Raw genomic sequence first — 21,589 nt, 5'->3', positions numbered from 1 at the left:
ATTGGATAGAAAAAGGAGGATTTGAATACATATGGCTAAAAAAGATGAAACACTGCAGATGATGAAAGATCTGACGGACGCGAAAGGTGTACCGGGAAACGAAAGGGAAGCCCGTGACGTCATGAAGCAGTACATCACTCCCTATGCGGATGAAGTCTTCACAGATAATCTTGGAAGTCTGATTGCGAAGAAAGTAGGAAATAAAAAGGGCCCGAGTGTTATGGTTGCCGGTCACCTCGATGAGGTAGGATTCATGGTTACCCGCATTGATGATCATGGCTATATTTACTTCCAGACCGTGGGAGGATGGTGGAGTCAGGTTATGCTCGCCCAGCGTGTCACGATCATGACACGCAATGGTGACCTCACCGGTGTGATCGGATCGAAACCACCGCACATCCTGCCTGCGGAGCAGCGTAAGAAGGCTGTGGAAATCAAGGATATGTTCATCGATATCGGCGCTTCCAGCCGTGAAGAGGCAATGGAATTCGGTGTGAAGCCGGGAGATTCTGTCGTTCCATATTTTGAATTCACACAGATGAAAAATGAAAAAATGCTGCTGGCTAAAGCATGGGATAACCGCATCGGCTGTGCCATTGCGATTGAAGTGCTGAAGCAGTTGAAAGGTGAAAAACACCCGAATACGGTTTACGGTGTCGGAACGGTTCAGGAAGAGGTCGGTCTCCGCGGTGCCCGCACATCCGCCAACCTGATCAACCCGGATATTGCTTTTGGTGTCGATGTCGGTATTGCCGGGGATACTCCGGGTGTATCGGACAAAGACGCTTCCAGTAAAATGGGAGACGGCCCGCAGATCATCCTGTACGATGCCTCTATGATTTCCCATAAAGGACTTCGTGATTTTGTTACGGATACAGCGGATGCGAACGACATTCCTTATCAGTTTGATTCCCTTGCCGGGGGTGGAACGGACTCGGGTGCCATCCACTTAAGCCATGACGGGGTTCCAGCTCTTTCTATTACGATTGCTACGCGTTATATTCACTCTCATGCGGCTATGCTTCACCGTGATGATTTTGAAAATGCGGTCCGCTTAATTGTAGAAGTTATTAAAGGTCTGGATGCGGATACAGTCAAAGAAATCACCTTCCAGTAATACTAAAAAGCCAGCCGTAAAGGGCTGGCTTTTTTCGTGCTTATTTCTGTTTTAAGCCTTGTTCTAATGTATCAAGAATTTCCTGGCGTTCTTGTTCATCGGATTCTTTCCACAGCATTTCAAAGAATACGCCAAGCCCGGGAAGCATTTTTTCCTCACCCTTCTGCAGGGCATCATCAATAGTGGCTTCAAGCTGTTCGGCATTATGATTGCTGACATTGGACAGAATCGCTGCGCGCAGATTTAAATTCATCGTCAAGTCCTCCTTTGTAATAGGATTCGAAAATTATTCATGATTAGTTTGACCAACCGTGGTGCGGCTATGTATGATGAATGAGAAATAACCAGGAAAAGAGGGACGATAATGCTCACTTCCTTACAAAATGCAAAAGTGAAGGATTGGAAGAAACTACATAAACGAAAGTATAGAAATCAAACAGGTACGTTTCTTGTAGAAGGGTTTCATCTGTTTGAAGAGGTGATGAAAAGCGGCTGGACCGTTAAAGAATTGATCGTCCGCGAAGAAACGGACATCGAACTTCCGGATGATATTCCTTATACGATTGTCAGCCGTGATGTTTTTGCGGCTGTTGCTGAAACCGAAACGCCTCAAGGAATTGCAGCGGTTGTCGCTAAAGAAGATTATACTTTTACGCCGGGAAGTCTTACTTTGATGCTGGATGCTGTCCAGGATCCGGGAAATATCGGGACACTGATCCGTACAGCAGATGCTGCCGGTTTCGACCAGGTCATTGTCGGTACGGGTTCTGTGGATATTTTTAATGATAAAGTGATCCGTGCTTCTCAAGGATCTCTGTTTCATTTACCGGTCTTTACAGGAGGCCTCGGCGCTTACGTGCACGAATTGAAGGATCAGGGTGTGGAAATCTGGGCCTCTGCGCTGGAGAACGCCGTCTCATATAAAGAGCTGGCGGTTCCTGAGAAAGCTGCTTTAGTGGTTGGAAATGAAGGCAGCGGCATCTCTCAAGAACTTGTCGAGGCGGCAGATCAGCAGGTGTATATCCCGATATATGGACAGGCGGAGTCATTGAATGCTGCCATTGCGGGTGCTGTTCTTATGTATCATTTGAAAAGCTGAGGTTGCATCCAGCAGCAACTTTGACTATAATAAATGCAGTTCTAATAATTACATCGATCAATAGCTGAGATAGAGCAAAGTAAATGAATGGGAATCGTTTCAGGGAGGAAGCACCATAGACTGGGAGTGCTGCCATCGTGACATTCGTTGAAATTTCACTCTGGAGCTGGCCGTTTCGGCCCGGATGAACGTCCGTTATTTCATACAAGTGGGCACCACAGGTGTCAACAAGGGTGGTACCGCGAAACAAACCATACAAGTCTCGTCCCTTTTTACAGGGAGGGGGCTTTTTTTATTTTCATTAAAGGAGGAATTACTGATGAAGGAACGTTTAGAGCAGCTGAAACAGGAAGCGTTGCAGAAGGTGGAGAACGCTGATTCCATTCAAGGGTTGAAAGACATTCGTGTCGAGTATCTAGGGAAGAAAGGACCGATCACGGAAGTACTCCGCGGCATGGGCAAATTATCGAAGGAAGAGCGCCCGGTCATCGGACAGCTCGCCAATGACGTGCGTGAGAGCATTGCAGAAGCGATCGAAGCGAAACAGACAGGTCTTGAGGACGAGGCGCTTGAGAAACAGCTGGAAGAGGAAAGCATTGATGTAACCCTTCCAGCCCGTCCGGTTCACGTAGGCGGTCCGCACCTGTTGACGAGCATTGTAGAAGAAATTGAGGATTTATTCATCGGTATGGGCTTTGAAATCAAGGAAGGACCAGAGGTAGAAACCGATTATTACAACTTCGAGGCGTTGAATCTGCCGAAAGGCCACCCGGCCCGTGATATGCAGGATTCCTTCTATGTTACAGAAGAGTTGTTGATGCGTACCCATACCTCGCCTGTACAAGCAAGAACGATGGGGACAAGAAACGGTGCTGAACCTGTGAAAATGATCTGTCCTGGTAAAGTGTACCGCCGTGACACCGATGATGCCACGCACTCCCACCAGTTCACCCAGATTGAAGGTCTGCTTGTAGATAAGCATGTCCGCATGAGTGATCTGAAAGGCGTACTGAATGCATTTGCGAAGCAGATGTTCGGAGCGGAACGTGAAATCCGCCTTCGTCCAAGTTTCTTCCCGTTCACAGAACCATCGGTTGAGATGGATATTTCCTGTAAAGTGTGCGGAGGTAAAGGCTGTTCCGTCTGTAAGGGAACGGGCTGGATTGAAATTCTCGGCGGGGGCATGGTCCACCCGAACGTATTGGAAATGGCCGGCTACGATTCCAGCGAATACTCCGGCTTTGCTTTCGGAATGGGACCTGAACGGATCGCCATGCTGAAATACGGGGTCGACGATATCCGTCACTTCTATACCAACGATATCCGGTTCTTGGAACAGTATCATAAAGCTTAAGGGAGGAATGGAAAAATGCTTGTATCTTTAAACTGGTTGAACGAATACATTGATGTCAGCGCCTACTCTCCGGAGGACCTGGCTGAAATCATTACAAAAACGGGGATTGAAGTAGAAAGCGTAGAGCCTGTAGCAGAGGGCGTCACGGGGGTCGTGGTTGGACAAGTGACATCCTGTGTGCAGCATCCGAATGCGGATAAACTGAATCTCTGTCAGGTTGACGTTGGTGAAGAAATGCTTCAGATCGTATGTGGCGCGCCAAACGTGGCCGAAGGTCAGAAAGTCGCAGTCGCTGTACCGGGAGCTGTCCTTCCGGGGAACTTCAAAATTAAGAAAACGAAGCTCCGCGGGGAAGCCTCCAACGGGATGATCTGTTCCCTTCAAGAGCTTGGTGTGGATGAAAAGGATGTACCTAAGGAATATGCAGAAGGGATATTCGTATTCCCGGAGGATACAGAAATCGGTGCCGACGCTGTCTCTGAACTGAACCTTGATGATTTGATCATTGAGCTTGGACTGACTCCGAACCGTTCGGATGCGATGAGTATGGCGGGAGTGGCTTATGAAGTGGCTGCTGCGATTGACGGCGCCTACACACTGGCTGAAGAAAAAGTTGAAACCATTGATGAGAAAGCATCTGATCTGCTTGCGGTTGAAGTAGACGACCCAGAGGCCAATCCTTATTACGGCGCTTTCGTTATCAAGGATGTTCAGGTCGGCCCATCACCGTTATGGATGCGCAACCGTCTGACAGCTGCTGGAATCCGTCCGATCAATAATGTTGTGGATATTACCAACTACGTGTTAATGGAGTACGGCCAGCCCCTTCACGCATTTGACTATGACCGCTTCGGTTCTCAAACCATCCGCACACGTCGAGCGGAAAATGGCGAGAAAATCGTCACATTGGATGACCAGGAGCGCACATTGAACAGCCGTCACCTGGTCATAACGAATGGGGAAAAACCGCATGCGATCGCCGGTGTGATGGGCGGAGCGGAATCGGAAGTCCAGGAAGACACGACAACGATCATCCTGGAAGCCGCGTATTTTGCCCCTTCTGTCGTTCGTGAAGCTTCCAAGGACCACGGGCTGCGCAGTGAATCAAGCTCACGTTTTGAAAAAGGGGTGGACCCTAACCGCGTAGAACGCGCCGGAAAGCGTGCCTGTGAGCTTCTTCAAAAGTATGCCGGAGGCCGTGTGCTGGAAGGGAATGCTTCCTTCGACAAGCTTGACCGTTCCGAAAAGCAGGTAACCGTCCATACGAGTGTGATCAACGACCGGCTCGGTACCGAGATTTCCAACGAGGAAATGGCTGATATTTTCCGTCGTCTGCAGTTTGTATACAACCAGGACGGCGGGCAGTTTGATGTAACGATTCCTACCCGCCGCGGCGATATCACCATTTTTGAAGATATCCTTGAGGAAGTTGCCCGTATCTACGGCTATGATAATCTGCCATTCACCCTTCCGGAAGGAGAATCACAGGCAGGCGGACTCACTGTGAATCAACAGTTGAAACGCCGCGTGAAAGCATACTTCGAAGGTGCAGGTCTTCACGAAACCATTACGTACTCCCTGACACATAAAGATAAAGCCGTTATGCTCGTCAGTCCGGAAGTAGAGGAAGCAGCCGTGAGCCCTGTAGGTCTGGCTATGCCGATGAGTGAGGATCACGCCTATCTAAGGTTGAGCATCCTGCCTGAATTGCTGGAATCCCTATCTTATAACGTTGCCCGTCGACAAGAGAACCTGGCCTATTATGAAGTAGGTACGGTATTCATCAGTGATGAGCAGGAAGTGACGAAACAGCCGTCCGAAATGCTGCGTGCCTCAGGAGCCCTTACCGGCGACTGGACATCTCATTTGTGGCAGCAGGAGAAAAAAGCGGTCGACTTCTTTGTCGTCAAAGGCATTGTCGAAGGTCTTGGAGATCAGCTCGGCCTTTCCTTCACTTACGAAAAGGCGAAACTGCCATCCATGCACCCGGGCCGTACAGCTGTCATCCGTCATGAAGGCCGTATCGCAGGCTTTGCTGGTCAGGTACATCCGAAGCTGCAGAAAGAATTCGGCTTGAAAGAAACTTACGTGTTCGATCTAAACCTTGAAGCCTTGTTCCAGTCTTATGAAAAAGAAGAGACGTTCCGTGTCATTCCGAGACATCCTTCTGTTTCAAGGGATATCGCGCTGGTCGTGGACGAGGATGTATCAGCAGGTGCGATTGAAGCGACGATTTCTGAAGCAGGTGCGCCGCTTGTGAAAGATGTTCAAGTGTTCGACGTCTATCAGGGAGAGCATCTGGAAGCTGGCAAGAAGTCCCTTGCCTTCCGTCTGCTTTATCTTGATCCTGTTCGTACTCTGAAAGACCAGGAAGTAGAAGAAGCCCATGAGCAAATCTTAGCTGCTGTTAAAGACAAGCACGAAGCAGAACTTCGCGGGTAATGCAAAACCCCCGCCGGGATGCCCCGGCGGGGGTTTTCTCTGTCATTTCACAAATTTCTTCGCTTTATCGGTGTTGGCAAAGTGGACTTTCGCCAGTTCATCGAGCTTGTCTTCTCCGTATGCTTCAATGACGGCGGCAGCGGCCTTATCCACTTTCCCTGAAGCGCCCTTTGGAATCGGCAGCCCCGTATCGAATTCAAGCGTGTCCATCGCTTTGACGAAAGCTGACCGGGCAATGATCGATCCAGCTGCTACGGCAATGGAATAGCTTTCCGCTTTCGTCATGAAGTAGACGTTTTCCTGAAGCTGCTGTTTTTCAGACCGCAGATGCTTTTGGTAGACATCCGGCTGGGAAAACTGGTCAATCAAAATTCCTTCCGGCTTTTCGGGGGCGATTTTTTCCAAAAGCCGGTTGATGGCCTGGTGGTGAAGGATCGTTTTCATTTTCCCCTGGCTCCATCCTTTTTTCTGCAGCTGGTTGTATTTTTTATTAGGCAGACGCAGCAGACTGTATGGGATTTTTAAGGCAGCCAGGTCCTTGGCCAGGTCGGTAATCTGTGCATCTGACAGATTTTTGGAGTCCTTAACACCGATGGCCTTCAATTGTGGAATCTGCTCCGCTGTTACATAAGCGGCAGCGACAGTGATGGGGCCGAAGTAGTCACCGGTTCCTGCTTCATCTGACCCGATATGAGAGCTGGTGAATAAGCTTTCTGACGGATGATAGCGGTGGTGGGAGGAACTCTTTTTCTTCTGACCGGATGCAGAAGATCCGGTCCCCCATTTGTCGGCTTCTTCTTCAGGATTTTTTCCTTGGAAGAGGACTTTCCCGGAGCGGTAGGCGGTAATGGTGCAGGCCGTTGTTTTTGCAGCAAATAATGCACTGGAAGGGACATTCGGCTTGCTCTGGGATGCGTAATAGGTTTTCATTTTCTCTAAGGTTGAGGTGGGCAGTGTTAAGACAACTTGAGGCATAATTCGTTCCTTTCTTTCGTACCAAAATAATAACCACAGTATAGCAGAACGGCGTAAAAATGAGAACATTTGCGAAAAACATCCATATTGGTTTCCCTAAGGAGAATAGTCATGTTAATATTAAGTTTAGGATTGAGAGAAACTAGGGGGTATGAATGTGTCGCAGTCAGACCAAGAGAAAAAAAGAATCACCGTGGAGATCAATAAACGATCTTACACGATAGTTGGTCATGAAGAGCCTCATCATATCCGTATGGTATCGAGTCTGGTGGATCAAAAAATGCGCGAAATCCATGAAGCGAACCCTAGTCTGGATACTTCCATGCTCGCTGTATTGACCGCTGTAAATACAATGAATGAATACATTAAATTAAAAGACGAATGTGCGGAACTTATGAATTATATTGAAAAGCTGGAGAAAGAGGACGACAGAAAAAATGATTGATTTACTGCTATTGTTTCTTATGTTTATCGGAATACTTACCGGGTTGAAGAGAGGTTTCATCCTTCAGCTCTTTCATTTAATCGGATTTATCGTTGCCTTTGTGGCAGCTGTCATCTATTATGACGATCTCTCCCCGAAGCTGACCCTGTGGGTTCCCTACCCCGAACTGCCGGCAGACGCCTCGTGGGCTGTATTTCTGGATAACCTCCCGCTTGAACAGGCTTTTTATAACGCAGTGGCTTTTGCCATCCTGTTTTTCGGAGCGAAGATTGTGCTTCATATTATAGCCTCCATGCTGGATTTCGTATCGGAGCTGCCGATTTTGAATTCATTGAATACCCTGCTGGGTGGCATACTGGGCTTCGTCGAAAACTATGTCATTCTATTTGTCGTGTTGTACATAGCCGCGCTGGTACCTGTAGCCGGGGTGCAGAGTGCGTTGGACGGGTCCCTGTTAGCCCAGCTGATCATTGAACATACGCCGGTGCTTTCCAATGAATTGGAAAATCTGTGGATTGAACACGTAGCGGGCTGAGCAGGTACGATTTTGGAATGAAGGTTGAGCCGCTGTGATAGTAATCATGGCGGTTTTTTCATGAGCATCTGCATCACTCATATAAAAAGGAGACGATGAACAATGGCTGTCGATAAGAAACAGGTCATTAAATTGCTGGAACAAATCGCTGTTTATTTGGAATTGAAAGGCGAAAATCCATTTAAAATATCCGCCTACCGGAAAGCGGCCCAGGCGTTGGAGCGGGATGACCGCTCCCTGAGTGAGATAGATGATTTTACAAAGATGAATGGGATCGGGAAAGGAACGGCGGCGGTCATCGACGAATATATCGCCAACGAAGAATCAGATACGCTGAAGCAGCTGCAGGCAGAAGTGCCTGAAGGACTCGTTCCTCTTCTGGACCTGCCGGGACTGGGCGGCAAAAAGCTGGCCAAGCTCTACCAAAAGCTTGAAGTGACGGACGCAGAAACGCTGAAGGAAGCACTGGAGTCCGGCAGGGTGGAGGAACTGGAAGGTTTCGGTAAAAAGTCTGCCGAAAAAATGCTGAAAGCTCTTGAAGAGGCAAATTCCCGCCCGGAGCGTCTGCCGATTGCCATCATGCTGCCGCTGGCAGAAAAGGTGGAAGCTTACTTGGAGCAGGCGGAGACGTTTGAGCGCTTTTCCCGCGCAGGAAGTCTGCGGAGAATGAGAGAAACGATCAAGGATCTTGATTTTATTATTGCGTCGGAGAATCCGGCAGCAACAAGAGATGAGCTTCTGGCTTATCCAGACGTGAAAGAAGTCGTCGCTTCCGGGGAAACAAAGGTTTCCATCGTTGTCCATGAGGGCTATGACATCGGCATTGACTTCCGTATTGTGGCGCCTCATGAATTTGCGACCACCCTTCATCATTTTACCGGATCCAAAGACCATAACGTGGCCATGAGACAGCTGGCGAAAGAGCAGGATGAAAAAATCAGCGAGTACGGAATTGAAGACATCCATACGGGTGAAGTGAAAACCTTTGAATCCGAGGAAGACTTCTTTAAGCATTTTGACCTCCATTTCATTCCTCCGGAGGTCCGTGAGAATTATGGAGAGGTTGAAAAATTTAAGGAAAAGATCCAATTTGTCGATCTTCCTGATATACGCTCCGATCTTCATATGCACTCGACGTGGAGTGACGGCGCCCAGTCCATTAAGGAAATGGCGGAAAGAGCGAAGGAAAAAGGGTATGACTACATCGTCATTACCGACCACTCCAAGTATTTGAGAGTGGCAAACGGTTTGAATGAAAAACGATTGCGCGAGCAGCGGAAAGAAATTGAAGAAATCAATGAAACGATGGAAGATTTTCATATATTTGCAGGCATAGAGATGGACATCCTCCCAGACGGAAGCCTCGACTTTGAGGATGACTTTCTTCAAGAGATGGACTTCGTAATCGCATCGATCCACTCAAGCTTCCAACAATCCGAGGAGCAGATTATGGAACGATTGATGAATGCCCTTGAGAACCCGCATGTGCATATGATTGCCCACCCTACGGGACGTTTGATTGGACGCCGTGAAGGCTACGCGGTAAATCTGGAACAGTTGATTGAAGGAGCGGCACGCACAGGTACCATTCTTGAGCTGAACGCCAACCCCAACCGTCTTGATTTGAACTGGGAGTGGCTCATGAAGGCCCAGGAAGCTGGTGTGAATATCGCCATCAACACGGATGCTCACAGCTACGCTATGCTGGAGCACATGAGAATCGGGGTCGGCACGGCCCGTAAAGGCTGGTTAAGAAAAGAAACGGTCGTGAACACATGGACGAAAGAGCGGTTCATGGACCAATGTAAGATTCGTAAGTAGGAATAAAAGGAGTCGGTCAGGCATGAATCAAAGAATCCTTCATGTACTTGAATATAAAAAGATTATTGAACAGCTGAACGAGCAGGCAGCCTCTTCTTTGGGAAAAGAGAAAACAGCAGCACTCAAGCCGTCATCAGAACTTGATGAAGTCATCCAGCTGCAGAAAGAAACAGATGAAGCCGGGCAGGTCCTCCGTTTAAAAGGGCATGTGCCTCTTGGTGGGATTTTTGATATTAAGCCGAGCATCAAGCGCACGACCATCGGCGGAACACTGAGCCCGCTGGAGTGTCTGGATATAGCGAGCACCATTTACGGCGGCCGTCAGCTGAAGCGTTTCATAGATGATATGGAAGATCCGGAAATGCCGATTCTGAGAGAACTGGCCGCCAGTCTTGTTCCATTAAAAGAACTGGAGCAGGAAATCAGGAACTGCATCGACGAGCATGGAACAGTGATGGATGGGGCTTCTGAAAAACTCCGCACCATCCGCTCCAGCATCCGTACGTATGAGAGCCGGGTGAGGGACAAAATGGATTCCTTTACAAAATCAAAATCCAAAATGCTCTCAGACTCCATTGTGACCATCCGTAACGAACGTTACGTCCTCCCGGTCAAACAAGAGTACCGTGGCTCAATTGGAGGGATTGTCCATGATCAGTCTTCTTCAGGAGCCACCTTGTTTATCGAACCTCAATCCGTCGTGGATTTGAACAATAACCTGCAGGAAGCTCGCGTGAAGGAAAGAAATGAGATTGAAAAGATTCTCAAAGAACTATCTGAATCGATTGCGGAGGAACACGCGGTCCTGTCGTACAATGTACAGATTCTTGGACAGATCGACTTCATGTTTGCCAGAGCCAAACTCGGACAGCAGATGAAAGCCTCCATGCCTGCCATGAATAATGAAGGCCGTATTAAGATGAAACAGGCGAGACACCCCTTGATTGACGGTGAGGAAGTAGTCCCGAACGATATCGAGATCGGAGAGGATTACACATCCATTGTCATCACCGGTCCGAACACCGGGGGTAAAACCGTCACCCTGAAGCTGGTAGGCTTATGTACGCTTATGGCTCAGTCCGGCCTGCAGGTCCCCGCGCTTGATGGATGTGAGCTTGCGGTATTCAAAGAAGTTTATGCGGATATAGGGGATGAGCAGTCCATCGAACAGAGCTTATCTACGTTCTCTTCCCATATGACCAATATCGTGGATATTTTAGATAAGGTCGACCATCAATCCCTCGTCTTATTCGATGAGTTGGGAGCAGGAACAGACCCGCAGGAGGGGGCTGCTCTTGCGATGTCAATCCTGGATGAGGTCGTTCAACGGGATGCCCGCGTCATCGCAACGACTCACTATCCTGAGCTGAAAGCCTACGGATATAACCGGGACGGGGTCATTAATGCGTCTGTGGAGTTTGATATCCAGACATTGAAGCCGACATACCGGCTGTTGATCGGCGTCCCGGGACGCAGTAACGCTTTTGAGATATCCAGACGTCTTGGTCTGAAGGAAAACGTGATTGAATCTGCGAAAAGCCATATCGGTGTCGATTCACAGAGTGTGGAAAATATGATTGCCTCTCTCGAAGAATCTAAACGTGAAGCCGAACGCGATTATGAAGAAGCCGAAGAGATGCTCGCCGAGGCAGAGAAGCTGAAGCGTGAACTGGAGGAAAAATGGAACCAGTTCGAGAATCAGCGGGAAAAGCTGTATGAAAAAGCGGAGCAGAAAGCGGAAAAAGCGATCCAGCAGGCCCGTGAAGAGGCAGAAACCATTGTCGGCGAAATCCGGAATATGAAAACCCAGTCGCAGATGAAAGAGCACGAGTGGATTGAAGCCCGGAAGATGTTCGACGAGGCGCAGCCAGAACTGGCGAAGAAAAAAGCCAAGGAAGCTCCGACACCTAAAAAGAAAGAAACAAAAGAACTGAAGCCGGGTGACGAAGTGAAGCTGCTTACACTGAACCAGCAGGGCACCATCGTGGATCAGACGGGAAAAAACGAATATCAGGTTCAAGTTGGAGTTATGAAAGTAAAAGCGAAACGAAAAGAACTGGAATTCGTAAAAGCTAAGGAGCCTTATAAAGAAAAGCCGATGGCGACGGTCAAAGGGAAAAGTTTTCATGTAAAACCAGAACTGGACCTGCGCGGGGAGCGTTACGAAGATGCCCTGAACCGGTTGGAGAAGTATGTGGATGATGCACTGCTTGCCGCATATCCGCAAGTGTCCATCATTCACGGAAAAGGTACAGGAGCGCTGCGGACAGCGGTTCAGAACTATGCGAAAAACCACCGGAGCATAGCCTCCCACCGTGCAGGGGGTATGAATGAAGGTGGAAGTGGAGTCACCGTACTGGAACTCCGCTAATGTTCAACGAAAAGGGGAGCGGGAGCAAGTATGACTGATTTTTGGGAACATCCATTAGTGGAAACAGCCGCCAGTTACAGTGTTGTCGTCCTGTGTCTGGTCGTATTCATGGCGATTTTTGAAATTGTGACTTCCTATAACAACTGGGAGGAAATAAAAAAAGGCAATCTCGCCGTAGCTATGGCTACGGGCGGGAAATTATTCGGAATCGCTAACATATTCCGCTTCTCCATTGAACATAATGATGCCCTCACCCAGACGATGGGATGGGGCCTTTACGGCTTCTGTCTTCTGATTGGCGGGTATTTCATCTTTGAATTTTTAACGCCTTCGTTCAAGATAGACGAGGAAATTGCTGCGGACAACAGGGCTGTCGGTTTTATTTCCCTTATCATATCCGTCGGTCTTTCCTATGTGATCGGGGCGAATATTATTTAGGGAGCGAGTCGTTTGGAAACCTTAGCGAAAGTCCTCATGGTCGTTGCCGCTCTATTTCTCATAGTCGGTATTTTGTATTTCATCATTTAGCTGTATCGTGTACTAGAAGAGAACGATTGAATTCATCGGAGACGGACTCCGGTGAATTTTTTTATATTCTGTAGATTCTTGTCAAATATTCTCAAAATTTTAAATTGTATTTCAAATGTTGGGGAAGTGTCGTTATAATAGAAGAGAAGATAAAAAAGGGGGCATGTGAGTATGACAGACTTTCAGCGTCCATGGCACAAGTACTACCCGCCGGAAGTACCGGTGGAAATGGAGTACGACCAACGTCCACTGCAGGATTACCTGCGCGATACCGCTCAAGCTTACGGAGAAAAGAAAGCGCTTTATTTCATGGGGAAGGAGCTTTCCTATAAGGAAGTGTACGATCAATCCCTGGCTGCAGCCAGTTACCTGCAGCAGCTGGGTGTGGAGAAGGGGGATCGTGTTTCGATCATGCTGCCCAACTGTCCGCAGTCGGTCGTTGCGTATTACGGTGTGCTTCTTGCCGGTGGGATTGTCGTTCAGACGAACCCGCTGTATATGGAGAGGGAACTGGAGTATCAGATGAAGGACTCTGGGGCCAAGGTCATCATTTGTCTCGATATCCTGTATCCGAAGGCGGCGAATGTGAAGCCGGAAACAGATCTGGAACATATTATAGTGACGGGAATTAAGGATTACCTTCCATTTCCTAAGAATAAGATTTATCCTTTTATACAGAAGCGTCAATATCAAGTGCTCGTTAAGCCCGAGCAATCGACGGACACCCACCTCTGGACCCATCTCTTAAAGGAGAGCACACGGGAAGTAAAGCCGGTTGATGTGGATCCTTTGGAGGATTTAGCGCTGCTGCAGTATACCGGCGGTACGACTGGATTTCCAAAAGGGGTAATGCTGACCCATTACAATTTGATCGTCAATACACAGATGGCGAAGAAATGGCTGTATAAATGCAGGGACGGAGAAGAGCGGGTGCTTGCCATCCTGCCATTTTTCCACGTGTACGGCATGACTTCGGTGATGAACTTGTCGGTTATGATGGGCAACAAAATGATCCTTATGCCGAAATTCGATGCGGAAGCTGTATTGAAAGTCATCGAGAAACAGCGTCCGACGCTTTTCCCTGGAGCACCTACCATTTATATTGCGCTGTTGAACCATCCGAACTTGAAGAAGTATGATCTATCCTCGATTGAAGCCTGCATCAGTGGTTCTGCGCCTCTTCCGGTTGAAGTGCAGGAACAGTTTGAGAAAATCACCGGGGGCCGTCTCGTGGAAGGCTACGGTTTGACTGAAACGTCACCGACCACGCATTCCAACCTTATCTGGGGCCATCGGGTCAGCGGAAGCATCGGTATTCCATGGCCGGACACAGACTCGAAAATTTTCAAGATGGATGCGGATGAGGAAGCGGATTATGGAGAAATCGGGGAGATTGTCGTCAAAGGACCTCAAGTCATGAAGGGATATTGGAACCGTCCGGAGGAAACGGCTCAGGTGTTGAGTGAAGATGGCTGGTTCCGGACCGGGGATATGGGCTATATGAACGAAGATGGATATTTCTATATCGTGGACCGTAAAAAGGATATGATCATCGCCGGTGGGTACAACATTTACCCGCGTGAAGTGGAGGAAGTGCTGTATGAACACTCCGAAGTGCAGGAAGCGGTTGTAGTCGGAGTACCGGATCCGTATCGCGGGGAAACCGTCAAAGCTTTCATCGTTAGAAAGCAGGACAGCGATATTACGGAAGACGAACTGAATGAATTCTGCAGGAAGCATATGGCGGCCTTTAAAGTACCGAGGTTATATGAATTCAGAGATGAGCTTCCGAAGACGGCTGTTGGTAAGATTCTGCGCCGTCAGCTCGTCGAGGAGGAGAAGGCGAAATATGAAGAATCCGAAAGTATTCAATAAACATAAAAAAGAAAGTTGACAGAATATTTCCTTGAATGTAATATAATAAATGAATGATGATTCATTCATTTTCAGTATACAGATCAAGGAGATATCCACATGAAAAAAAACAAACCGAAATTCAAACAGATTATAGATGCAGCGGTCGAGGTCATTGCTGAAAATGGGTACCATTCCTCACAGGTATCAAAGATTGCTAAAAAAGCAGGAGTGGCGGACGGCACGATTTATTTATACTTCAAAAACAAGGAAGATATCCTCGTTTCACTGTTTCAGGAGAAAATGGGGCAGTTCATAGAAAAGATTGAGCAGGAAACCACCTCCAGGCAGTCAGCGGATGAAAAGCTCCATACGCTGATCCATACGCACTTTGAGCAGCTGGCTGCCGATCACCATCTGGCTATTGTCACCCAGTTGGAGCTGAGACAATCAAACAAGGACTTAAGACAGAAAATCAACAATGTCTTAAAGCGCTATTTGAATGTCATCGACCAAATCGTCGAGGAAGGTGTGGAGGAAGGGCTGTTCCGAAATGGCTTGGACCGCCGTCTCGTACGTCAGATGATTTTCGGGATGATGGATGAGACGGTAACCAACTGGGTCATGAAGGATCAGCGTTATAACATAGTAGACCAGGCAAGTGAAGTCCATAGCTTAATTATCTATGGATTAGCCCGGAATCGTGAAGAAGAGGAGAGGTAATGTTGTCAACATTAACGATGGAAATCCAAAACCATGTTGCAGAGATCACCCTGCAGAGTCCTCCGGCCAATGCTTTGTCGAGCCATATTCTAAAGGACCTCTCTGCAGAACTGGATAAGGTGGAGCAGGACGCATCCGTCAAGGCCATCCTTCTGAAAGGCGAAGGAAGATTTTTCTCGGCCGGGGCAGATATTAAGGAATTCACGACCCTGCAGGGCGCGGATGATTACAAGTCCCTGTCCTCCAAGGGACAGAAGCTTTTTCAGCGGATCGAAAACTTCCATATCCCAGTGATTGCATCCATACACGGAGCTGCCCTTGGAGGCGGCCTGGAACTGGCGATGGCGTGTCACATCCGCTACGCCGCAGAAGATGCCAAACTTGGACTTCCGGAAATCAACCTTGGAATTATACCAGGCTTTGCAGGGACCCAGCGGCTTCCGAGATACGTCGGAGCAGCTAAAGCGTATGAAATGATTTTGACGGGTGTTCCAATCACCGGGCAGGAAGCGGCGGCCAGCGGGCTGGTCAACAAGAGCTTTTCTGCTGAGGAAGTGCATGGAGAGGCGGCAAAACTGGCCGCTGCTATTGCGGAGAAGAGTGGTCCGACGATTCATCATGTGATGAATCTCGTTCCTCTGACACATAATCCTCAGTTCGAGGAAGGGAACCGCGCTGAGGCGGAAGCCTTCGGCGATGTCTTTGGGAAAGAGGATGCCAAAGAAGGCATTCAGGCGTTTATTGAGAAGAGGAAACCTGATTTCAAACATTAATGCTTTAGGAGGTCATAGACAATGAACATTTATGTACTGCTTAAAAGAACGTTTGATACAGAGGAAAAGATCGCGGTCAATGGTGGAGCGATTGCTGATGACGGAGCTGAATACATTATCAACCCTTATGATGAATATGCCGTGGAGGAAGCGATCAATCTCCGTGACGCCCACGGCGGTGAGGTTACGGTCGTAACGATCGGCGAAGAGGACGCTGAGAAACAGCTTCGTACAGCCCTGGCGATGGGGGCGGACAAAGCCGTCTTGGTTAATACAGAGGATGACCTTGAAGAAGGTGACCAGTTTACAACCGTCAAGATTTTGGAAGCCTTTTTCGAGGATAAGGAAGCCGACATCATATTAGCTGGTAATGTCGCGATTGACGAGGCCAGCGGTCAGGTCGGCCCACGCCTGGCAGAACGGCTGGATATGGCCTGTGTGACGACGATTACGAAGATCGAAGTCGATGGCAGCACCGTGAATATCGAGCGGGACGTGGAAGGGGATGTAGAGAAGGTGGAAACTTCCCTGCCCTTGATCGTTACGTGCCAGCAAGGGTTGAACGAGCCGCGCTATCCATCTCTTCCTGGAATCATGAAAGCGAAGAAAAAGCCGCTGGAAGAGCTGGAGATAGATGATCTGGACTTAGAGGAAGATGATGTAGAAGCGAAAACAACCACCATGGAGATTTTCCTTCCACCTGCGAAAGAAGCCGGCAAGGTTCTTGAAGGGGAAGTCGACGATCAGGTGAAAGAACTGGTTTCCTTACTAAAAACTGAAGCGAAAGTCCTGTAAATAGACAAAGGGAAAGGAGAATGGGTTATGAGCAAAAAAGTATTGGTCATTGGAGAAGCGAGAGAGGGATCTCTCCGTAACGTCACTTTTGAAGCAATTGCTGCAGCGAATCTCGTCAGTGATGGCGGCGAAGTGGTCGGTGTCCTCTGCGGAGACGGGGATTTGAAGGAAATGGCACAGGAAATGGTGTATTACGGCGCCGCACGTGTCATCACTGTTTCAAACCCGGAATTGAAAACGTATACATCCGATGGATATGCCCAGGCAGTCCATCAGGTGATTGACGATGAGTCTCCGGAAGGGATCATCATGGGGCATACCGCCATCGGGAAGGACTTGACGCCGAAGCTTGCCAGCAGGCTGGAGTCCGGGCTGATTTCAGATGCAACGGAAGTTGTAGTCGAAGGCGGAGATATCGTCTTCACCCGTCCCATTTATTCTGGTAAAGCTTTTGAAAAGAAAAAGATTACAGACGGACTGATTTTTGCTACCATTCGTCCAAATAACATCCCGTCCCTGAATCGTGATGATTCCTTGACCGGTGCGGTATCAGAGAAAGAGGTCCAAATCTCCAACATCCGCACAATCATCAAAGAGGTCCTGAAAAAATCCTCCGATGGCGTGGATTTATCCGAAGCCAAAGTCATTGTAGCCGGAGGACGCGGGGTGAAAAGTGCAGAAGGATTCGAGCCGCTTGAACAGCTGGCCGAAGCGCTCGGCGGAACCGTAGGGGCCTCCCGTGGTGCGTGTGATGCCGGTTACTGCGACTACTCCCTGCAGATCGGTCAGACAGGGAAGGTCGTTACACCGGACCTCTACATTGCCTGCGGGATTTCCGGTGCGATTCAGCACTTAGCGGGAATGTCCAATTCCAAAGTCATTGTAGCCGTCAATAAAGATCCGGAAGCGAATATTTTCAATGTAGCTGATTACGGCATCGTCGGTGACTTGTTCGATGTCATCCCGAAACTGACCGAAGAAATCAAGCAGATGAAAGTAAACGCATAGGAAAAAGCCGGAGCCGATCATTTGGCTTCGGCTTTATTCCATGTTTAAATAGGGTATAAACAAAATATTAGTCACTAACAATAGATAGTGATATACTCTTTACAGACTAAAAGGTCGAGGAGGAATTATAGTATGGCAATTGTAAAAGCGACTGATCAAACATTTACAGAAGAAACAGGCCAGGGACTTGTCCTTGCAGATTTCTGGGCACCTTGGTGCGGACCTTGTAAAATGATCGCTCCTGTATTGGAAGAAATCGATGCGGAAATGAGCGACCAAGTAAAAATCGTGAAACTCGATGTTGATGAAAACCAGGAAACAGCTGGTAAATTCGGCGTTATGAGTATCCCGACACTGCTTCTTTTCAAAGACGGCCAGGTTGTTGACCAGGTTATCGGCTTCCAGCCTAAAGAAGCGCTAACTGAAATCATTACGAAACATGCCTGAGTAAAAAGGTGATCGTAGAAAGCCGCGCTGTATGCAGCGCGGCTTTTATCATGCATAAATGTACCGGTCGTGTGGTATTTTCATTATATATCCTTCTGACAGTATGGAGTGAAAACAATGAATTCAACGATTAAGGAGAAACTGGCCGTTTTACCAGACCAGCCCGGCTGTTATTTAATGAAAGATAAGCACGGGACAATTATTTATGTGGGGAAATCCAAAGTATTGAAGAACCGCGTGCGCTCCTACTTTACCGGAGCCCATGACGGAAAGACCCAGCGTCTTGTGCGGGAGATCGTCGATTTTGAATACATTGTCACCACCTCTGAAATAGAGGCGCTGATTCTTGAGATGAACCTGATCAAAAAGTATGATCCGAAATACAATGTTCTATTGAAAGATGATAAGACTTATCCTTATTTGAAAGTGACCGGTGAACGTCATCCCCGGCTGATCGTAACGAGGAATGTGAAGAAAGATAAGGGGAAATACTTCGGTCCCTATCCGAACGTCATTGCGGCAAGGGAGACGAAGAAGCTGCTCGACCGGCTGTACCCTCTGAGAAAGTGCAACACGATGCCGGACCGTGTGTGCCTGTACTATCATATGCACCAGTGCCTCGGCCCCTGTGAGTTCAAGGTTACAAAACAGACAAATGATGAAATCGTCCAGCAGATTACATCCTTCCTGAACGGTGGTCATAAGGAAATCAAAAAAGACTTGAAGCAGAAGATGCTCGATGCCTCAGAGGAGCTGGATTTCGAGCGGGCCAAGGAGCTCAGAGACCAGATTGAACACATTGAATCGGTCATGGAGCAGCAGAAGATGACCATGAACGATCAAGTGGACCGGGATATTTTTGGATACAGCTATGATAAAGGGTGGATGTGCGTGCAGGTCTTTTTCATCCGCCAGGGCAAGCTGATCGAACGAGACGTCTCGCTGTTCCCGTTCTTTGATGATCCGGAAGAGACCTTCCTCAGCTACATCGCCAGGTTTTACCTGCATCAAAACCACCCGTATCCAAAGCAGGTGCTCGTGCCTGTGGCGACGAACGTTGATGTTCTGGAAGGCGCCATTGATACGAAGGTGATGATTCCGATGCGCGGGCGCAAGAAGGAACTGGTGGAACTGGCCATGAAAAACGCCAAGATTTCCCTTGAAGAGAAGTTCGCCTTGATTGAGCGTGATGAAGAGCGGACGATCAAAGCCGTGGAATCGCTGGGAGAAAAACTTCATATCGAAACCCCGCACCGGATTGAGGCGTTTGATAACTCCAATATCCAGGGAGCGGATCCGGTTTCAGCGATGGTCGTCTTTACGGACGGCCGTGCCGATAAAAAAGAGTACAGAAAATACAAAGTCCGGGATGTTAAAGGCCCGGATGACTATGAAACGATGCGTGAAGTGATTCGCAGGCGGTACCAGCGTGTCTTAAAAGAAGACCTCCCGCTGCCGGATCTGATTGTGGTAGATGGAGGGAAAGGGCAGATGTCCGCCGCCCTTGATGTGTTGGAGAACGAGCTTGGGGTAGATGTTCCGCTCTGCGGCCTTGCCAAGGACGATAAGCACAAGACGAGCGAACTCCTGTATGGAGATCCTCCTTCGCCGGTGGATCTGGATAGAAAATCGCAGGAATTTTACCTCGTCCAGCGGATTCAGGACGAAGTTCACCGATTCGCCATCTCCTTCCACAGGCAGCTGCGCGGAAAAGGAGCCATCCAGTCCGAGCTGGATGAAATTCCTGGTGTCGGTCAGAAGCGGAGACGCCTCCTGCTTCGTCATTTTAAATCCGTGACAGAAATCAAGGAAGCAGATATTCACTCAATTACGAAGCTCGGAATCCCGGAACCTGTAGCCAACACGATCCTCATTCATTTGAATGACAACCAGGACAATCCTGATGAACAAGAAGAACCAGCTGAGGAATAACAGCTGGTTCTTTCTTATGCTTTCATCGCTTTGATTTCCACGACATTGTCTTTTTTGTTTACTTCTTCAAAGCACTCATATGTATCATCGGTCATTTGTGTAATGGATTCGGAAAGAAATCCGCATTCCAAACGAAAATCCACGTCCAGCAGTTTTTGGTGGAGGCGTTTTTCGATCATGTGCCCTTTCAGGTGAAAGGTGTATTCGGTCTTCTTTTCTTTTATTTTAACGAGCTCTCCCCAGCCCATGTACTGGAAGAATTCAAAGAGCTCATCGAAAGTTTCAAGACTGGTCTGACGGGCCATGTTTTTCCCCATGTAATAAAGGAGATAAGGGGCATCTTTTCCGAGAAAGTCAGGGAGGGTGAAGTAGCGCATTAAATCGAACCCTGCTCCGGTGCCCACAAGCGATGAAATGTTGCTTGTTGTTAGTTTCGTAGATTCTTTCAAAACGCTCATTCCTTTCTCTCTTTATTATCACTCGAAATCTTCAGTGGTGCAATATGATTTCTTTCATTTTATCAAAAGGAAATAAATGTGTATTTTTGAACATTTTATAATCCCGCTTTCTTGACGCTTATTCGGGATAGAAGTACAATAAACATGTCACAAATTGTACATTCGTCAGACAAGTTTAGGGAATGGGGCTTTTCCTATAATTTTTTTAAGCGGAATTAAAGCGCTTAACTGTCTGAAAAATGTCCATATTCAATCTGTTACTATCTTGAGGGGGGTAAATATGGCGGGAACGCGCGGATACGTCAATCGAAGACTACATTCATTACTGGGAGTTATTCCAATCGGGATCTTTTTGATTCAGCACTTGACTGTAAACTATTTTGCAACACGTGGTCCACAGGCATTCAATGATGCGGCACACTTCATGGAGAGTCTGCCTTACCGGTATGTGCTGGAAACCTTTATCATTTTCCTACCACTGTTGTTTCACGCAATTTACGGTGTGTATATTGCCTTTACAGCCAAAAGCAACTTGTCTAATTTCAGTTATTTCCGTAACTGGATGTTCATTTTCCAAAGAATCACAGGGATTGTTACGCTGATCTTTATTGCGTGGCACGTCTGGGAGACACGGATCGCCATCGGTTTTGGATGGGCGGATCTTAACTATCAGTTGATGGAAGGGATTTTAACGGAGCCGTTCTTCTTCTGGTTCTATGTAATTGGTGTAATTTCCACAACCTTCCACTTTTCCAATGGACTGTGGTCCTTCTTTGTCAGCTGGGGCATCACCGTGTCACCACGCTCTCAGAAGATCATGACCTACGTAAGCATCATCGTTTTCGTTGCCATTTCCTATGTGGGAGTGCGCACGTTGATTCAGTTTGCCTACGGAATTTAAACTATGAACAT

At 48.0% G+C, this 21,589-nt stretch carries 20 protein-coding genes; 17 read left to right on the top strand and 3 right to left on the bottom strand.

The window, feature by feature from the left end; genetic code table 11:
* The first annotated feature begins 31 nt into the window (after nucleotides 1–31).
* Nucleotides 32–1,117 (top strand): M42 family metallopeptidase, encoded by a 1,086-nt coding sequence (locus ACXAGL_RS01420; RefSeq protein ID WP_474989529.1) that lies wholly within the window; start codon nucleotides 32–34, stop codon nucleotides 1,115–1,117.
* Between the two features lie 40 nt (nucleotides 1,118–1,157).
* Here ACXAGL_RS01420 and sspI read toward each other — a convergent pair whose 3' ends face one another.
* Nucleotides 1,158–1,370, bottom strand: a complete 213-nt coding sequence (gene sspI / locus ACXAGL_RS01415) for a small acid-soluble spore protein SspI (RefSeq protein ID WP_474969163.1) — start codon at nucleotides 1,368–1,370, stop codon at nucleotides 1,158–1,160.
* A gap of 111 nt (nucleotides 1,371–1,481) precedes the next feature.
* On the opposite strand from sspI, the gene ACXAGL_RS01410 reads away from it, so the two are divergent.
* The 3 genes from ACXAGL_RS01410 to pheT all read left to right on the top strand — a co-directional run bounded on the left by ACXAGL_RS01410 (nucleotide 1,482) and on the right by pheT (nucleotide 6,012).
* Nucleotides 1,482–2,216, top strand: coding sequence for a TrmH family RNA methyltransferase (locus tag ACXAGL_RS01410; protein ID WP_474989527.1), 735 nt, complete (start codon nucleotides 1,482–1,484; stop codon nucleotides 2,214–2,216).
* A gap of 319 nt (nucleotides 2,217–2,535) precedes the next feature.
* Entirely contained in the window at nucleotides 2,536–3,570 is a 1,035-nt protein-coding gene (gene pheS / locus ACXAGL_RS01405; RefSeq protein ID WP_474969160.1) for a phenylalanine--tRNA ligase subunit alpha, read from the top strand.
* A 15-nt stretch (nucleotides 3,571–3,585) separates the two neighbouring features.
* A complete protein-coding gene (gene pheT / locus ACXAGL_RS01400; RefSeq protein WP_474989525.1) occupies nucleotides 3,586–6,012 on the top strand; it encodes a phenylalanine--tRNA ligase subunit beta in 2,427 nt (808 codons plus the stop codon).
* 42 nt (nucleotides 6,013–6,054) lie between these two features.
* On the opposite strand, the gene rnhC is transcribed toward pheT, so the two are convergent.
* Nucleotides 6,055–6,987: a ribonuclease HIII gene (rnhC, locus tag ACXAGL_RS01395; RefSeq protein ID WP_474989523.1), complete on the bottom strand. Its 933-nt coding sequence runs from the start codon at nucleotides 6,985–6,987 to the stop codon at nucleotides 6,055–6,057.
* A gap of 151 nt (nucleotides 6,988–7,138) precedes the next feature.
* Here rnhC and zapA point away from each other — a divergent pair, with 151 nt between their 5' ends.
* From zapA to uvrC, 12 genes are all read left to right on the top strand, one after another.
* On the top strand, nucleotides 7,139–7,432 hold the full coding sequence (gene zapA, locus ACXAGL_RS01390; RefSeq protein WP_474969156.1) for a cell division protein ZapA: 294 nt from the start codon (nucleotides 7,139–7,141) through the stop codon (nucleotides 7,430–7,432).
* Nucleotides 7,425–7,967, top strand: a complete 543-nt coding sequence (locus ACXAGL_RS01385; RefSeq protein WP_474969155.1) for a CvpA family protein — start codon at nucleotides 7,425–7,427, stop codon at nucleotides 7,965–7,967. The genes zapA and ACXAGL_RS01385 overlap by 8 nt, the downstream gene beginning before the upstream one ends.
* Before the next feature lie 102 nt (nucleotides 7,968–8,069).
* Nucleotides 8,070–9,788 carry a DNA polymerase/3'-5' exonuclease PolX gene (polX, locus tag ACXAGL_RS01380; RefSeq protein ID WP_474989521.1) on the top strand — a complete coding sequence of 573 codons (1,719 nt, stop codon included), beginning with the start codon at nucleotides 8,070–8,072 and terminating at the stop codon, nucleotides 9,786–9,788.
* A gap of 22 nt (nucleotides 9,789–9,810) precedes the next feature.
* Nucleotides 9,811–12,159, top strand: a complete 2,349-nt coding sequence (locus ACXAGL_RS01375; RefSeq protein ID WP_474989519.1) for an endonuclease MutS2 — start codon at nucleotides 9,811–9,813, stop codon at nucleotides 12,157–12,159.
* A 30-nt stretch (nucleotides 12,160–12,189) separates the two neighbouring features.
* Nucleotides 12,190–12,597: a DUF350 domain-containing protein gene (locus tag ACXAGL_RS01370; RefSeq protein ID WP_474969152.1), complete on the top strand. Its 408-nt coding sequence runs from the start codon at nucleotides 12,190–12,192 to the stop codon at nucleotides 12,595–12,597.
* 261 nt (nucleotides 12,598–12,858) lie between these two features.
* Entirely contained in the window at nucleotides 12,859–14,562 is a 1,704-nt protein-coding gene (locus tag ACXAGL_RS01365; RefSeq protein ID WP_474969151.1) for a long-chain-fatty-acid--CoA ligase, read from the top strand.
* Nucleotides 14,563–14,661: 99 nt separating this feature from the next.
* Complete coding sequence (locus ACXAGL_RS01360; RefSeq protein ID WP_027955200.1) at nucleotides 14,662–15,264, top strand: TetR/AcrR family transcriptional regulator; 603 nt, start codon at nucleotides 14,662–14,664, stop codon at nucleotides 15,262–15,264.
* Nucleotides 15,264–16,037 (top strand): enoyl-CoA hydratase, encoded by a 774-nt coding sequence (locus ACXAGL_RS01355; RefSeq protein ID WP_474969150.1) that lies wholly within the window; start codon nucleotides 15,264–15,266, stop codon nucleotides 16,035–16,037. The genes ACXAGL_RS01360 and ACXAGL_RS01355 overlap by 1 nt, the downstream gene beginning before the upstream one ends.
* Before the next feature lie 21 nt (nucleotides 16,038–16,058).
* Nucleotides 16,059–16,832, top strand: a complete 774-nt coding sequence (locus ACXAGL_RS01350) for an electron transfer flavoprotein subunit beta/FixA family protein (RefSeq protein WP_474971163.1) — start codon at nucleotides 16,059–16,061, stop codon at nucleotides 16,830–16,832.
* A 27-nt stretch (nucleotides 16,833–16,859) separates the two neighbouring features.
* The gene (locus tag ACXAGL_RS01345) at nucleotides 16,860–17,840 is read left to right on the top strand and encodes an electron transfer flavoprotein subunit alpha/FixB family protein (RefSeq protein ID WP_474969148.1); all 981 of its coding nucleotides are present in this window, start codon (nucleotides 16,860–16,862) and stop codon (nucleotides 17,838–17,840) included.
* Between the two features lie 90 nt (nucleotides 17,841–17,930).
* Nucleotides 17,931–18,287, top strand: coding sequence for a thioredoxin (gene trxA / locus ACXAGL_RS01340; RefSeq protein ID WP_280513303.1), 357 nt, complete (start codon nucleotides 17,931–17,933; stop codon nucleotides 18,285–18,287).
* Nucleotides 18,288–18,404: 117 nt separating this feature from the next.
* On the top strand, nucleotides 18,405–20,219 hold the full coding sequence (gene uvrC, locus ACXAGL_RS01335; protein WP_474989517.1) for an excinuclease ABC subunit UvrC: 1,815 nt from the start codon (nucleotides 18,405–18,407) through the stop codon (nucleotides 20,217–20,219).
* Between the two features lie 14 nt (nucleotides 20,220–20,233).
* Here uvrC and ACXAGL_RS01330 read toward each other — a convergent pair whose 3' ends face one another.
* Nucleotides 20,234–20,677 (bottom strand): YslB family protein, encoded by a 444-nt coding sequence (locus ACXAGL_RS01330; RefSeq protein ID WP_474969146.1) that lies wholly within the window; start codon nucleotides 20,675–20,677, stop codon nucleotides 20,234–20,236.
* 280 nt (nucleotides 20,678–20,957) lie between these two features.
* Here ACXAGL_RS01330 and ACXAGL_RS01325 point away from each other — a divergent pair, with 280 nt between their 5' ends.
* Entirely contained in the window at nucleotides 20,958–21,578 is a 621-nt protein-coding gene (locus ACXAGL_RS01325) for a succinate dehydrogenase cytochrome b558 subunit (protein WP_474969145.1), read from the top strand.
* The last annotated feature ends 11 nt before the right edge of the window (nucleotides 21,579–21,589 follow it).

The sequence above is a fragment of the Halobacillus sp. ABA4_118 genome (assembly GCF_056160205.1).
Note: the sequence above shows the minus strand (reverse complement) of the source record. Positions and strands in the feature narration are given on the sequence as shown.